Origin of the sequence: Streptomyces sp. NPDC056144 (genome assembly GCF_042264145.1) — a bacterium.
In the GTDB taxonomy this organism is placed as follows: Bacteria; Actinomycetota; Actinomycetes; order Streptomycetales; family Streptomycetaceae; genus Streptomyces.
In genome coordinates this window covers 107,985-122,070 of sequence record NZ_JBHJVF010000004.1, presented here as the reverse complement: position 1 = coordinate 122,070, position 14,086 = coordinate 107,985, and the positions used below count along the sequence as shown (strand labels likewise).

Here is a 14,086-nt window from a genome sequence, read left to right as displayed (position 1 = left end):
TACCGTTTCCGCCATGAACCCCGCGCAGACCACCACCACCGCCGCCGCGCGCCCCCGCGCGCGCCGTCGGCGGTTCGGGTGGCCCCGGCGGGTGTTCTCGCAGGTGCTGCTGATGCAGCTGGCCATCGCGACGGGCGTGACCGTGCTCGCCACGGGGCTCTTCCTCGCCCCGCTCAGCGCCCAGCTGGACGACCAGGCGATGCGCAGGGCCCTGGCCATCGCGCAGACGGCCGCGTCGCCCCGCCTCGCCGCCGACCTCGCCGGAACGAGGCCCTCCGCCGTGGGTCCGGTGCAGCTCGCCGCCGAACGCGTCAGGACCTCCACGGGCGCCGAGTACGTCGTCGTCATGGACACGCGTGGCGTGCGCTGGTCCCACCCGGACCCCGCCCAGCTCGGCCGCCGCGTCTCCACCGACCCCAGCGCGGTCCTCTCGGGCCGCGAGGTCATGGAGATCGACAGCGGCACCCTCGGCCGCTCGGCGCGCGGCAAGGCCCCGCTGCGCGACGCGGACGGCGCCATCGTCGGCGCGGTCTCCGTCGGCATCGCGTACGACAGCGTCCGCGACCGTCTCCTCGCCGCGATCCCCGGCCTCCTCGCGTACGCGGGCGGGGCGCTCGCCGTCGGCGCCCTGGCCGCCTACCTGATCTCCCGCCGCATCCAGCGGCAGACCCACGACCTGGCCTTCTCCGACATCTCCGCGCTCCTCGCCGAGCGGGAGGCGATGCTGCACGGCATCCGCGAGGGCGTCGTGGCCCTCGACCGCTCCGGCTCGGTCCGGCTCGTCAACGACGAGGCCCAGCGCCTCCTCGGCCTCGGCCCCGAGGCCGCCGGCCGCCCCCTCGACGAGGTCCTCGGCCCGGGCCGTACCGCCGACGTCCTGGCGGGCCGGGTCACCGGCGACGACCTGGTCACCGTCCAGGGACACCGGGTCCTGATCGCCAACCGCATGCCGACCGACGACGGCGGCGCCGTCGCCACCCTCCGCGACCGCACCGAGCTGGAGCGGCTCGGACGCGAGCTGGACTCGACGCGCGGCCTGATCGACGCCCTGCGCGCGCAGGACCACGAGCACGCCAACCGGCTCCACACCCTCCTCGGCCTCCTGGAGCTGGAGATGCACGAGGAGGCGGTCGCGTACGTCACCGAGGTGGCCGGGGTCCACCGGGCCACCGCCGAGCAGGTCACCGAGAAGGTCCGCGATCCGCTGCTCGCCGCGCTCCTGGTCGGCAAGGCCTCCGTCGCCGCCGAGCGCGGGGTGTCGCTGCGCCTCTCCCCCGGCTCCCTCCTCCCGGACCGGCTCGTGGACCCCCGCGAGCTCGTCACCGTCGTCGGCAACCTCGTCGACAACGCCCTGGACGCCGTCGCCGGCACTCCCGCCGCCCGGGTCGAGGTCGCGTTCCGCACCGAGGGCCGGGCGGTCGTGCTCCGGGTCACGGACAGCGGTCCCGGCGTCCCCGAGGAGCACCGCGAGCTGGTCTTCACGGAGGGCTGGTCGACGAAGGAGCTCCCGTCGCACGGCAAGCGGGGCCTCGGCCTCGCCTTCGTCCGCCGCCTGGCCGAGCGCCGGGGCGGTACGGCCCTGGCGGCAGCGGCCCCGGACGGCGGAGCCGAGTTCAGGGTCGTCCTCCCGGACGCGCTGACCGACCCCGAAGGGGACGCCTGATGATCGATGTCCTCGTCGTCGACGACGACGTCCTCGTGGCGCGGATCAACGCCGCGTACGTCGCCAAGGTCCCCGGCTTCCGGGTCGCCGCCACCGCCCACTCGACCGCCGAGGCGCTGGCCGCCCTCGACGAGCATCCCGTGGATCTGATCCTCCTCGACCACTACCTGCCGGACGAGAACGGCCTCGCCGCCGTACGGGAGCTCCGCGCACGCGGCCACCAGTGCGACGTGATCATGGTGACGGCCGCGCGCGACGTCGCCACCGTGCAGGCGGCGATGCGGCACGGCGCCCTCCAGTACCTGGTCAAGCCCTTCACCTTCGCCGGGCTGCGCACCAAACTGGAGGCGTACGCGACCCTCCGCAGCGCCCTGGAGAGCGGCGGCGAGGCGGAACAGGCCGAGGTCGACCGGATCTTCGGGGTCCTGGCGGCCGGTGCCGTGGCCCCCGACCTGCCCAAGGGGCACTCCCCCACGACGGCCGAGCTGGTCCGGCAGGTCCTGCTCGCCGCCGAGGGGCCGCTGTCCACGCAGGAGATCGCCGACCGGGCCGGGGTGAGCCGGCAGACCGGCCAGCGCTATCTGAAGCTCCTCGAACGCACCGGCCGGGTGCGGCTCTCGCTCCGTTACGGCGAGACGGGCCGTCCCGAGCACCGGTACACGTGGGCTCCGTCGCAGCAGCCCTGAGCGGGTCCTGAGCCGTACGGCTCAGGCCGCCCCGGCCCCCGTCAGCGCCCTGACCTCGGTCTCCGCGTGCCGTGCCTCGTCCGGCGGCTCGGCCGAGGTGACCGTACCGAGCCAGCCCGCGAGGAAGCCGAGCGGGATCGAGACGACGCCGGGGTTCTGCAGCGGGAAGAGCTGGAAGTCGACGCCGGGGAAGAGCGCCTCGGGGCCGCCCGAGACGACGGGCGACAGGAGGACGAGCAGGACGGCGGGGACGAGGCCGCCGTACACCGACCAGACCGCCCCCCGGGTGGTGAACTTCCGCCAGAACAGCGAGTAGAGCAGCACCGGCAGGTTGGCGGAGGCGGCGACCGCGAAGGCGAGACCCACGAGGAAGGCCACGTTCAGGTCGCGGGCGAGCAGTCCGAGGCCGATGGCGGCCGCGCCGATCCCGGCGGCGGCGAGCCGCGCCACGGTGACCTCGCTGTACTGCCGCTTGGCGTGCCGCCTGCGCAGCGAGCTGTACAGGTCGTGGGCGACGGATGCCGAGGAGGCGAGCGTGATCCCGGCGACAACGGCGAGGATGGTCGCGAAGGCGACGGCGGCGACGACGGCGAAGAGGACCGTGCCGCCGGTGGAGCCCGCCCCGCCGCCGAGGTCGAGGGCGAGCAGCGGAATGGCCGTGTTCCCCGAGGCGTTGGAGGCGCGGACCTCGGCGGGGCCGATCAGCGCGGCGGCGCCGAAGCCCAGCACGATCGTCATCAGGTAGAAGCTGCCGATGAGGCCGATGGACCAGACGACCGACCGGCGGGCCGCGCGCGCGGTGGGCACGGTGTAGAAGCGCGACAGGATGTGCGGCAGTCCGGCCGTGCCGAGGACGAGGGCGATGCCGAGGCTGATGAAGTCGAGGCGCGAGGTCCAGTCGCCGCCGTAGCGCAGGCCGGGGGCGAGGAAGTCCCGTCCGTGGCCGCTGCGGTCGGCGGCGGTGGCGAGCAGGCTGTTCACGTCGCCGTGGAAGCGGATCAGGACGAGGACGGTGAGCGCGACGGTGCCCGCCATGAGGAGGACGGCCTTGACGATCTGGATCCAGGTGGTGGCCCGCATGCCGCCGAGCGACACGTAGATCACCATGAGCGCGCCGACGCCGACGACGGTCCAGGAGCGGGCCGCCTCGCCGGTCCCTCCGAGCAGCAGGGCGACCAGGCTTCCGGCGCCGACCATCTGCGCGACGAGGTAGAGCACGGAGACGGCGACGGAGGAGGTTCCGGCGGCGATCCGCACGGGCCGCTCGGCCATCCGCGCGGCGACGACGTCGGCGAGGGTGAACCGGCCGCAGTTGCGGACGAGTTCCGCGACGAGCAGGAGGACGACCAGCCAGGCGACGAGGAAGCCGACGGAGTACAGCATGCCGTCGTAGCCGTAGAGCGCGATGAGGCCGGAGATGCCGAGGAAGGAGGCGGCGGACATGTAGTCGCCGGCGATGGCGAATCCGTTCTCCAGGGGCGAGAAGAGCCGGCCCCCGGCGTAGAACTCCTCGGCCGATCCGTGCCGGTTGCGGCTCACCCAGGTGGTGATGCCGAGCGTGACGGCGATGAAGACGCTGAAGAGCACGAGCGCCAGGGTCTGGTGGTCGCGGGTCATCGCTGCTCCGCCCCCCGGGTCATCTCCTGTGTGTCCCAGCGCAGTTCCAGGGCGGCCCGGTCACGGCGCAGCCGGGCGTGGCGCGCGTAGGCCCAGGTCAGCAGGAAGGTGGTGAGGAACTGGCCGAGTCCCGCGATCATCGCCACGTTCACCGCGCCGGCGACCGGCCGGGCCATGAGCTGGGGGACGGCGGTGGCCGCGACGACGTAGGCGAGGTACCAGAGCAGGAACGCGAGGGCGGCCGGGAAGACGAAACGGCGGTAGCGGCGCCGTACCTCCTGGAAGGCCGGACTGCGCTGGACCTCCAGGTAGATCTCCGCCGCGCTGGGGACGCGCTCCACGCGCCCTGCCTGTCTGTCCACCGTCTCCACCGGGCAACTCTCCTTGTCAGCGAACCGTTTCGGCCGCGTGCCCAAGGATGGACAGAGCAGGAAGATCCCGGACTCTTCTCTTCCCGGTCTTCACCTGATCAGGTGACTCTTCGGCGGGGTGGCCCGGCAGGGCGGTGCGGATGTGCGTACCGCACGGCCCTGCCGGGACCGGGGTCAGGCGTCGATGCGCGAGCGGTCGAGGGTCGCCGCCGAGCTGGTGATGAACTCCTTGCGGGGCGCGACGTCGTTGCCCATGAGGAGGTCGAAGACCGTCTCCGCCGAGTCCAGGTCGCCGATGTTGATCCGGCGCAGGGTGCGGTGGCGCGGGTCCATCGTGGTCTCCGCGAGCTGGTCGGCGTCCATCTCGCCGAGACCCTTGTAGCGCTGGATGGCGTCCTTGTAGCGGACCCCCTTGCGCTGGAACTCGAGCAGGGTCTGCCGCAGCTCGTTGTCCGAGTACGTGTACACGTACTTGTCCTGGCCCTTCTTGGGCTGGACGAGCTCGATCCGGTGCAGCGGCGGTACGGCGGCGAAGACGCGCCCCGCCTCGACCATGGGCCGCATGTACCGCTGGAAGAGCGTCAGGAGCAGGCAGCGGATGTGGGCGCCGTCGACATCGGCGTCGACGAGCAGGACGATCTTGCCGTAGCGGGCGGCGTCGATGTCGAAGGTGCGGCCCGAGCCGGCTCCTATGACCTGGATGATCGCGCCGCACTCGGCGTTCTTGAGCATGTCCGAGACCGAGGACTTCTGGACGTTGAGGATCTTGCCCCGGATCGGCAGGAGCGCCTGGAACTCGCTGTTCCGTGCGAGCTTCGCCGTACCGAGGGCGGAGTCCCCCTCGACGATGAAGAGCTCGCTGCGCTCCACGTCGTCGCTGCGGCAGTCGGCGAGCTTGGCGGGCAGCGAGGAGGACTCCAGCGCGGTCTTCCGGCGCTGCGCCTCCTTGTGCTGGCGGGCCGCGATACGGGTACGGGCGGCCGCGACGGCCTTCTCCAGGACCGCGCGGGCCTGGGCCTTGGCGTCCCGCTTGGTGGAGGTCAGGAAGGCCTTGAGCTCCCGGGCGACGACGGCCGCGACGATCCGGCGCGCGGCCGAGGTGCCGAGGACCTCCTTGGTCTGGCCCTCGAACTGCGGCTCGGCGAGGCGGACCGTCACGACGGCGGTGAGCCCCTCCAGGGCGTCGTCCTTGACGATGTCGTCCTCGGCGACGCGCAGCATCTTGGTCGAGCGGAGGACCTCGTTCACCGTCTTGGTGACGGCCTGCTCGAAGCCGGAGACGTGGGTGCCGCCCTTGGGCGTGGCGATGATGTTGACGAAGGACTTGACCGTCGAGTCGTAGCCGGTGCCCCAGCGCAGCGCCACGTCGACGGCGAGCTCGCGGGTGACCTCGGTCGGGGTCATGTGGCCGCGCTCGTCGAGGACCGGGACGGTCTCCTTGAAGGTGCCCTGGCCGGTGAGGCGCTGGATGTCGCAGACGGCCTTGTCCGCGGCGAGGTACTCGCAGAACTCGCTGATGCCTCCGTCGAAGCGGAAGGTCTCCTCGCTCTTGCCGATGCCGGCGAGGTCCCGCTCGTCGCGGACGACGATGGTGAGGCCGGGCACGAGGAAGGCGGTCTGGCGGGCGCGCTGGTGCAGCGTCTCCAGGGAGAGCTTGGCGTCCTTGAGGAAGATCTGCCGGTCCGCCCAGTACCGCACGCGGGTGCCGGTGCGGGTCTTCGGGACGCGCTTGGTCTTGCGCAGGCCGTTGCCCGGGTCGAAGGGGCTGTCGGGGCCCTGCTCGGTGAAGATGCCGGGGACACCGCGCCGGAAGCTGATCGCGTGCGTGGAGCTGTTCCGGTCGACCTCGACGTCGAGGCGGGCCGACAGGGCGTTCACCACGGAGGCGCCGACACCGTGCAGACCGCCGGAGGCGGCGTAGGAGCCGCCGCCGAACTTGCCGCCGGCGTGGAGCTTGGTCATGACGACCTCGACACCGGAGAGGCCGGTCTTCGGCTCGACGTCGACGGGGATGCCGCGGCCGTTGTCCTTGACCTCGACGGAGCCGTCGTCGTGGAGGACGACCTCGATGTGGTCGCAGTAGCCGCCGAGCGCCTCGTCGACGGAATTGTCGATGATCTCCCAGATGCAGTGCATCAGGCCGCGGCTGTCCGTGGACCCGATGTACATACCGGGGCGCTTGCGGACCGCTTCGAGCCCTTCGAGTACGAGCAGATGCCGCGCGGTGTAGTTGGAAGCGTCACGGTCTGCGGTCAGCAGCGCACTGGACGGCACGGACGTTTCGGCGGTCACGCGGTTCGCTCCTCGCTGAATTTGAAAACTGGCCCAGTGGGGTAAGGCCCGGCGTCATTCACCGCTCAGAGGGTACCGATGCCTGGTAGAGCCGTGTTCACACCACCCTCCCCGTTTCCTCATGCTAGTCCAGCGTCGCATGAATGTTCGATCCCTCGATGGGGTGACGCGAACATCACGTTCCCTTCCAGGCATGAACCATTTAGGCTCCGGGCACGTCCTCATCAACAACCGGCACCCGCCGGGAGGACGCAACGAGACAAGCAACGCGAAATCCGTAGAGCGACGCAATACGGCTCATTCGCCGCCAACCGGTAGCAGACAGCCACCTTCGGAAAAAGTTTCAAGGAAAAGCCGCGAGCGGGAACGTTTTCGGCCTGGTTGGATGTTGACCCTGGTACGACAGCTCGTCGAGCTAGAGAAGAGGCGACGTGACTACTGTTCTGACCCCCGCGAGCCCCCTGACGGCCGCTGACCGCTGCGACCGCTGCGGCGCCCAGGCGTACCTGCGTGTCGTCCTGACCAGCGGAGGTGACTTGCTCTTCTGCGCCCACCACGGCCGCAAGTTCGAGCCGGAACTCAAGAAGATCGCCGCTGAGATACAGGATGAGACGGACCGACTCACCGACGTGCCGTCCCGCACGCAGGGCGAGGACCACGCCTAGGAGTCGGGCTACGACGAGCCCAGGGCCGGCAGTCGATCCAGCGGATCGCTGACCGGACGACGGGCGGCCACCCCCGCAATCAGGGGGGGGTGGCCGCCCGTTCTCGTACGGTCACCGGAATCGGCCCCGTGACCATACGCGTACGGAGCGTCAGAAATGCTCCGGCAGCACCGCGGAGACCCGCGTGTAGACACCCGGGTTCTCCGCCTGCCCGCAGCCGCTCCCCCAGGACACGAGGCCGACCAGCAGCCCGTTGGCCACCAGCGGCCCGCCACTGTCCCCCTGGCACGCGTCCTTGCCGCCCTGCGGGTCGCCCGCGCACAGCATCGTGTCAGCCCGGTAGGGCACCCCGAAGCCGCCCGGGTACGCCCGCTCGCACGCCGTGTCCGGCAGCACCTGCACCCGCGCCGTCCGCAGCGCCGAGGCGTACGTCCCGGTGCCCGTCGTGTCGCCCCAGCCGTAGACGTCCGCCGCCGTCCCGGGCTCGTACGCGGCGTCACCGGTGCGTGCCACCCCGATCACGTACGACTGCGGCAGCGCGCTCGCCAGCGTGAGCACCGCGAGATCGCCCGAGTTCGTCGTCGGGTCGTACGCCGGATTGACCCAGGTCCGCTCGATCCTGACCTCCTGCCCGCCCTGCCCGCGCAGCGCGGCGCGCCCGGCGATGACCACGAAGTCGCGCAGCTGCCACGGCTCGCCGCCGAGCACCTCGCGGCCCAGGCAGTGGGCCGCCGTCAGCACCTTGGTCGGCGCGACGACCACGCCCCCGCAGAACTGTCCCGCCCGGGTACCCCCGAACCGGTCACGGCTGGACAGCGCCACGGCCCAGGGCGCGTCGGCGGTCAGGGCCTGCCGGCCCCCGACCACGACGCTGTCCGCCGCGGCGGGCGCGGCACCTGCCACCTGCCCCACCGCCGCCGTGAACAGGCCCAGGGCACCCGTCAGCGCGCGGGTGAAGGGACCTCGCATGGAGCCTCCTGACTCTCCGGTGATGTCGGTTCACCCAGAGTCCTGCACGTGTCCACCCGGTGCACCCGCGCACACGCGAAGGGCCCGGTTCCTCCTTCTCGGGGAACCGGGCCCTTCACCTCAGCTGTCGGACTGTCAGTCCAGGTAGTCGCGCAGGACCTGCGAACGCGACGGGTGACGCAGCTTCGACATCGTCTTCGACTCGATCTGACGGATGCGCTCACGCGTCACGCCGTAGACCTTGCCGATCTCGTCCAGCGTCTTCGGCTGGCCGTCGGTGAGACCGAAGCGCATGGAGACGACGCCCGCCTCACGCTCGGAGAGCGTGTCGAGCACGGAGTGCAGCTGCTCCTGGAGGAGCGTGAAGCTCACCGCGTCGGCCGGCACGACCGCCTCGGAGTCCTCGATGAGGTCACCGAACTCACTGTCGCCGTCCTCACCCAGGGGGGTGTGGAGGGAGATCGGCTCACGGCCGTACTTCTGGACCTCGATGACCTTCTCGGGGGTCATGTCGAGTTCCTTGGCCAGCTCCTCCGGGGTGGGCTCACGGCCCAGGTCCTGGAGCATCTGACGCTGGACGCGCGCGAGCTTGTTGATGACCTCGACCATGTGCACCGGGATACGGATGGTGCGGGCCTGGTCGGCCATGGCGCGGGTGATCGCCTGACGGATCCACCAGGTGGCGTACGTGGAGAACTTGTAGCCCTTGGTGTAGTCGAACTTCTCGACCGCGCGGATCAGACCGAGGTTGCCCTCCTGGATCAGGTCCAGGAAGAGCATGCCGCGGCCGGTGTAACGCTTGGCCAGCGAGACCACCAGTCGGAGGTTGGCCTCCAGGAGGTGGTTCTTGGCGCGGCGGCCGTCCTCGGCGATGATCTCCAGCTCGCGCTTGAGCTTCGGAGCGAGCTTGTCCGAGTTCGCGAGCTTGTCCTCGGCGAACAGACCGGCCTCGATGCGCTTCGCGAGCTCGACCTCCTGCTCGGCGTTGAGCAGCGGGACCTTGCCGATCTGCTTGAGGTAGTCCTTGACCGGGTCGGCGGTGGCACCGGCGACGGCGACCTGCTGCGCCGGCGCGTCGTCCTCGTCCTCGTCGGACAGGACGAAGCCCTTGCTCTCGCCCTCGGTCTCTTCCTCGTCACCCTTGCCGGGCGCGACGTCGTCGAGGAGCTCTTCGCCCTCGGCGAGCTCGTCGGCGTCCTTCTTGGACGCGGTCTTCTTCGCCGTGGCCTTCTTGGCGACGGTCTTCTTGGCCACCGTCTTCTTGGCGACGGTCTTCTTCGCGGCGGCCTTCTTGGCGGGGCTGCCCGCCTCGTCGGCCGACTCGTCGCTGTCCGCCGCGGAGGCGGCCGTGGCCGTGACGGTGGTCTTCGTCACGGTCGTCCTGGCAGTGACGGTCTTGGTGGCGGTCCGCTTGACCGGGCTCTTCGCGGCGACGCTCTTGCGGGCGCGCTTCGGCGACTCCGCTGCACTGACCATCAGCGTCACACCCTCTTCCTCGAGGATCTGATTGAGGCTGCGCAGAACATTCTTCCACTGGGTTGGCGGAATCTGGTCGGCTTCGAAGGCCCGACGCACGTCGTCGCCGGCGATCTGCCCATCAGCCTTTCCCCGCTCGATGAGCGCCATCACAGACTCGGACTCGGCGATCTCCGGCGGGAGCGTACGGGATGTGCTGGCCGACACGAACAACCTCTCGGAACGATGGAAACGGCTTCCGGCCCCGCCCTGGATCGAGCTGGAGCCGACGACCGTCGGCGGGACATGTGCCGACGGCGCGGGCTGGACCGGGGAACTGCACAGCGCCTGAAGCGGCTGCTGTATTCCTTCCTCGGCTGTCACCTCTTAGGTCATCGCACGGCCCGGAGGAGTGTTACGCCCAATCTTCGTGGCCCGAGTCACACCTCATACGCGGCGAAACGGCCGAAGCGTTACATCATGGCACATTCGCGCCGCCGGAACCCTGGCGCCATCCGGGGAAACCCTGCCGGGTCCCCGGACCGCGCTCGGACCCGGCGGCATGCGAGGTGTGCGCCGCCGCGCTCCCGCCCACGACTCGCGGTCAGTGTTCGCGCGGGGCGGGGACGACGCGCTCCACCTCGGGGTGGACGGTCAGCAGCTGGCGCATGGCGCTCTCGGCGCCCTGGGCGTCCCCGGCGGCGAGCGCGTCGACGATCCGGGCGTGGTGGGCGAGGCAGCTCTCGCTCGGACGGTCGCAGCCGGTGACGGGGCCGCCGGAGACCTGGAGCGCGGAGCCGACGATGCCGGAGAGGTGCTCCAGCATGCGGTTGCCGGCGAGCTGGATGAGCAGGGAGTGGAACTCGGTGTCCGCGCGGGAGAAGGTGACACCGTCGCCCTGGGCGTACGCGTGCCCCATGATCTCCACCATGTCGGCGAGGCGCTGCTGGACGTCCTCCCGGCCGTGCCCGGCGGCGAGGCGGGCCGCGAGGGGCTCGATCGTCCAGCGCAGCTCGTTCAGCTCGCGGCGCTGGTCGTCACGCTGCGGACCGAAGGCGCGCCACTCGATGATGTCGGGGTCGAGCAGGTTCCAGTCGCTGACGGGCCGGACCCGGGTGCCGACGTTCGGGCGGGCGCTGACGAGGCCCTTGGCCTCCAGGACGCGCAGGGACTCGCGGACGACGGTGCGCGAGACCTCGAACCGCTGGCCGATCTCCTCGGGGACGAGGGGGCGGTCGGCTCCCAGGTCGCCGGAGACGATCATCTGGCCGAGCTGCTGGACGAGCTGTCCGTGCAGCCCCCGGCCCCGGCTTCCGGCCGTCCGGCGGCCGACGCGGCCCAGGTCGGTGTCCACGCCCTCCCAGGAGGACGGGGTCACGCGGCCGACGCCGGGCGTCTCCGCGTAGGGGTAGCGGTCGAGGTCGCCCGGGGCGCCGAGGCCTGCGTCGACGGGGCGGGCGGCGGTCATCATGGTGTGCGCAAGGGTACTCACGCATCCTTTGTCGGCGTTGCCTCCGTGACCCTTGAGGTCTTTGGTGAAAAGCACACGAAAGGGTGATCGGCGCCCCCTACACAATTGACGATTATTCGGACATAGTGGGCGCCACTCAAGGGAGTTGACCTTGAGTCAAATCCTTTTCGTCCAGAAGTGATCACCAACGGACACTCCGGCGAAGCCCGGTGAGCACATAGGCGCACAGCAGACCCGTCAACACCAGGGTGAGCGCCACCCCCACGGGCTGGGCGACGACCCGCAGCGCGCCCGCCACCCAGCGGTCGACGCCCGGGGACCACTGGGGTCCGAGCAACTCGCGCAGCCGCGCGGGAAGTCCGGCGGCCGAGCGGACCGCGGGACCGGTCAGGACCGTCCCGAGAATCGGAACCAGGGCGACCGGTACGAAGAGGACCGCGGCCACTCCGGCCGCCGCCGCCCGGAACACCCCGGCTCCCAGCACCCCGGCCCAGGCGCACCCGACGAGCAGACCGGACCAACTCACCGCAAGTGAGAGCCAGTTCTCCGGTACGGGAATCAAGTCGGCTCCGTAGACCGCCCGCAGGGCCCCCAGGTCCGCCGCCACGACGAGCGCCCCGAGGACCAGGGCCACCGCCGCCGCCACGACCAGTTTGGCCAGGAGCAGACCGAGCCGGCGGGGGACGGCGCCGCGCCCCGCGGTGAGCGCGGGGTAGCGGTACTCCTCGCCGAAGGAGAAGGCGCCGATCAGCCCGGCGCCGAGGGCGGCGGGCGGCAGCGGGGCGAGCGCGGGCCAGCCGGCGAGGACGACGGGCAGGTCGACGGCGCCCCCGCGCCCGAGGAGCAGGGCGCACGCCACGGACACGAGCAGGACCGTCCCCGCGACGAGCGCGGTGCTCGGCACGCCGAGGAGCCGGTGGAGCTCGTATCGCAGCGGACGCGAGGGCGATCGGGGCGGCTTCCGGGCGGACGGCCGCTCCCCGGTGGGCTCGGGCGGGCGTGGAGGTGCGGAACCGGACTCGTCCGCGGGTACGGGTACGGGTGCGGGTACCGGCGCCGGCACGGGCGCGGGCGCGGCCGTTCGGGCGGGGGCCGTGTCGCCGGTCTCGTCGGCGAGGCGGTGGATCACGACGCCGTGCCGGAACGCGGTGTCGCCGACGGCGGCGCAGTCGCTGCCGTAGACCGACAGCAGATTGCCGTCCTCCGCGACCACCTCGACCGGCCGCCGGGCGGCCCGCGCCTCCTGCGTCACGGCGGCGGCGAGGCGCGCGACATGAGGGGTGCGGACGGCGACCCGGGGCCGCAGCCGGGTGCGGGCGAACGCGCTCGCCTCCTGGTCCGCGACGACCCGGCCGCCGTGAAGCGTGACGACCCGATCGGCGTTGCGTGCCGCGTCCTTGGGATCCCGGGTGGTGTAGAGGACCGTCCCCCCGTCGGCCGCGTGCGCGCGCAGGAGTTCGTAGAGCCACGCGCTGTCGGCTACGGCGAGACCGGCGGCCGGATCGTCGAGGAGCAGCGCGTGCGGAGCGGCCAACAGGGCGCACGCGAGACCGAGTCGGCGGTCGGCTCCGCGCGGAAGGCCGCCGATGCGCCGGCCTTCGAGGCCGGCCAGGCCCACGGCCCTGATGACGGCGTCGGCCCGCGCGACGGGAGTTCCGGACGCGGCGCAGAGCATCCGGAGTTGGCCCCGGAGTGTCCGCGACGGGTGCCCCGGAACGTCCCCGAGGAACACCCCGACCTCGCGGGACGGGTGGGCGGCGCGCTCCAGCGGCCGGCCTCTGAAGTACGTGAAGCCGCGCCCCGGGTCGAGTTCGAGCATGAGGCGGAGCGCGGTGGTCTTGCCGGAGCCCGCGGGGCCGAAAAGCGCGGTCACGGCGCCCGGCCGGGCCTCGAAGGTCAGATCGTCCACCGCCGGCGGTTGATCGCGGCGGGGAGTGCTGGTCAGTCCGATTGCCTGGAGCATCGCTTCTCTCGCGGTAGGTGACACCGCTCCGCGGCAGGGCGGCGCTACCGCAGCAAGATAACGCTACATATCGGACTTCTTGCGGAGGGTCGGCGCCCTGGGGCGCCGGAACCCCGGAACGGTCAGACCTCGGGGCGCAGCATCGGCGGGTTGAGGAGGGTGGCCCCACCTGCTCGGAAGAGCTGGGCGGGCCGTCCGCCCTGGCGGGTGGTGGTGCCTCCGGCGGGAACGAGGAAGCCGGGCGTGCCGGTCACCTTGCGGTGGAAGTTGCGCGGGTCGAGCGCGACGCCCCAGACGGCCTCGTAGACGCGGCGCAGCTCGCCGACCGTGAACTCGGGCGGACAGAAGGCGGTGGCGAGGGAGGAGTACTCGATCTTCGAGCGGGCTCGCTCGACGCCGTCGGCGAGGATGCGGGCGTGGTCGAAGGCGAGGGGTTCGGCTCCCCCGCCCCCGCCCTTCGTCTTCTCTGCCTCCGCGCCGGTGGGGCCGGTGGGGCCGTCCTCGCCGAGGAGGTCCTCGACCGGGGACCAGCGGGCGCTGTTCGCGTCCCCGCCGGCGCGCGGCGCGGGCAGGTCCGGGGCGAGCGCCAGGTGCGCGACGCTGACGACCCGCATCCGGGGGTCCCGGTCGGGCGCGCCGTAGGTGGCCAGCTGCTCCAGATGCGCGCCGTTGCCGGTCACGGGCGTCGGGGCGCCCGGGTCGTGGGCGCTGAGCCCGGTCTCCTCGACCAGCTCGCGGGCCGCGGCGGCGCCGAGGTCCTCACCCTCCCGGACGAAGCCGCCGGGCAGTGCCCAGCGTCCCTGGAACGGCGGTTCCCCTCGTCTCACGACCAGAGTGCAGAGCGCGTGGCGCCGCACGGTGAGCACGACCAGGTCGACGGTGACAGCGAAAGGCGGAAAGGCCGACGGGTCGTAGGGAGGCATGCCGCGATCAT

Annotated in this window: 12 protein-coding genes; 4 read left to right on the top strand and 8 right to left on the bottom strand. The window is 71.8% G+C overall.

Annotated features, from left to right (window positions below):
* The first annotated feature begins 13 nt into the window (after nt 1-13).
* The gene (locus ACFC0Z_RS14610; protein ID WP_376436950.1) at nt 14-1,663 is read left to right on the top strand and encodes an ATP-binding protein; all 1,650 of its coding nucleotides are present in this window, start codon (nt 14-16) and stop codon (nt 1,661-1,663) included.
* A complete protein-coding gene (locus ACFC0Z_RS14605) occupies nt 1,663-2,349 on the top strand; it encodes a response regulator (protein WP_376436948.1) in 687 nt (228 codons plus the stop codon). The genes ACFC0Z_RS14610 and ACFC0Z_RS14605 overlap by 1 nt, the downstream gene beginning before the upstream one ends.
* 21 nt (nt 2,350-2,370) lie before the next feature.
* Here the strand turns inward: ACFC0Z_RS14605 and ACFC0Z_RS14600 are convergent, their stop codons facing one another.
* The 3 genes from ACFC0Z_RS14600 to ACFC0Z_RS14590 all read right to left on the bottom strand — a co-directional run bounded on the left by ACFC0Z_RS14600 (nt 2,371) and on the right by ACFC0Z_RS14590 (nt 6,629).
* Nucleotides 2,371-3,966 carry a cation acetate symporter gene (locus ACFC0Z_RS14600; RefSeq protein ID WP_376436946.1) on the bottom strand — a complete coding sequence of 532 codons (1,596 nt, stop codon included), beginning with the start codon at nt 3,964-3,966 and terminating at the stop codon, nt 2,371-2,373.
* Complete coding sequence (locus ACFC0Z_RS14595; protein ID WP_376437969.1) at nt 3,963-4,403, bottom strand: DUF485 domain-containing protein; 441 nt, start codon at nt 4,401-4,403, stop codon at nt 3,963-3,965. The genes ACFC0Z_RS14600 and ACFC0Z_RS14595 overlap by 4 nt, the downstream gene beginning before the upstream one ends.
* A gap of 108 nt (nt 4,404-4,511) precedes the next feature.
* Entirely contained in the window at nt 4,512-6,629 is a 2,118-nt protein-coding gene (locus tag ACFC0Z_RS14590) for a type IIA DNA topoisomerase subunit B (protein WP_376436943.1), read from the bottom strand.
* A 431-nt stretch (nt 6,630-7,060) separates the two neighbouring features.
* Here ACFC0Z_RS14590 and ACFC0Z_RS14585 point away from each other — a divergent pair, with 431 nt between their 5' ends.
* Entirely contained in the window at nt 7,061-7,294 is a 234-nt protein-coding gene (locus tag ACFC0Z_RS14585; protein WP_360809633.1) for a hypothetical protein, read from the top strand.
* Nucleotides 7,295-7,444: 150 nt separating this feature from the next.
* On the opposite strand, the gene ACFC0Z_RS14580 is transcribed toward ACFC0Z_RS14585, so the two are convergent.
* Both ACFC0Z_RS14580 and ACFC0Z_RS14575 read right to left on the bottom strand, forming a co-directional pair.
* Nucleotides 7,445-8,263, bottom strand: a complete 819-nt coding sequence (locus ACFC0Z_RS14580) for a S1 family serine peptidase (RefSeq protein ID WP_376436940.1) — start codon at nt 8,261-8,263, stop codon at nt 7,445-7,447.
* 135 nt (nt 8,264-8,398) lie between these two features.
* On the bottom strand, nt 8,399-9,946 hold the full coding sequence (locus tag ACFC0Z_RS14575; protein ID WP_376436937.1) for an RNA polymerase sigma factor: 1,548 nt from the start codon (nt 9,944-9,946) through the stop codon (nt 8,399-8,401).
* Between ACFC0Z_RS14575 and ACFC0Z_RS14570 the strand changes: the two genes are divergently transcribed.
* Entirely contained in the window at nt 9,879-10,070 is a 192-nt protein-coding gene (locus ACFC0Z_RS14570; RefSeq protein ID WP_376438009.1) for a hypothetical protein, read from the top strand. The two genes, ACFC0Z_RS14575 and ACFC0Z_RS14570, sit on opposite strands and share 68 nt — an antisense overlap.
* 252 nt (nt 10,071-10,322) lie before the next feature.
* Here the strand turns inward: ACFC0Z_RS14570 and ACFC0Z_RS14565 are convergent, their stop codons facing one another.
* From ACFC0Z_RS14565 to ACFC0Z_RS14555, 3 genes are all read right to left on the bottom strand, one after another.
* Complete coding sequence (locus ACFC0Z_RS14565) at nt 10,323-11,210, bottom strand: FadR/GntR family transcriptional regulator (RefSeq protein WP_376436934.1); 888 nt, start codon at nt 11,208-11,210, stop codon at nt 10,323-10,325.
* A 160-nt stretch (nt 11,211-11,370) separates the two neighbouring features.
* On the bottom strand, nt 11,371-13,152 hold the full coding sequence (locus tag ACFC0Z_RS14560) for an ATP-binding cassette domain-containing protein (RefSeq protein ID WP_376436933.1): 1,782 nt from the start codon (nt 13,150-13,152) through the stop codon (nt 11,371-11,373).
* 122 nt (nt 13,153-13,274) lie between these two features.
* Entirely contained in the window at nt 13,275-14,075 is an 801-nt protein-coding gene (locus tag ACFC0Z_RS14555) for an NUDIX domain-containing protein (RefSeq protein ID WP_376436931.1), read from the bottom strand.
* Nucleotides 14,076-14,086 lie beyond the last annotated feature (11 nt).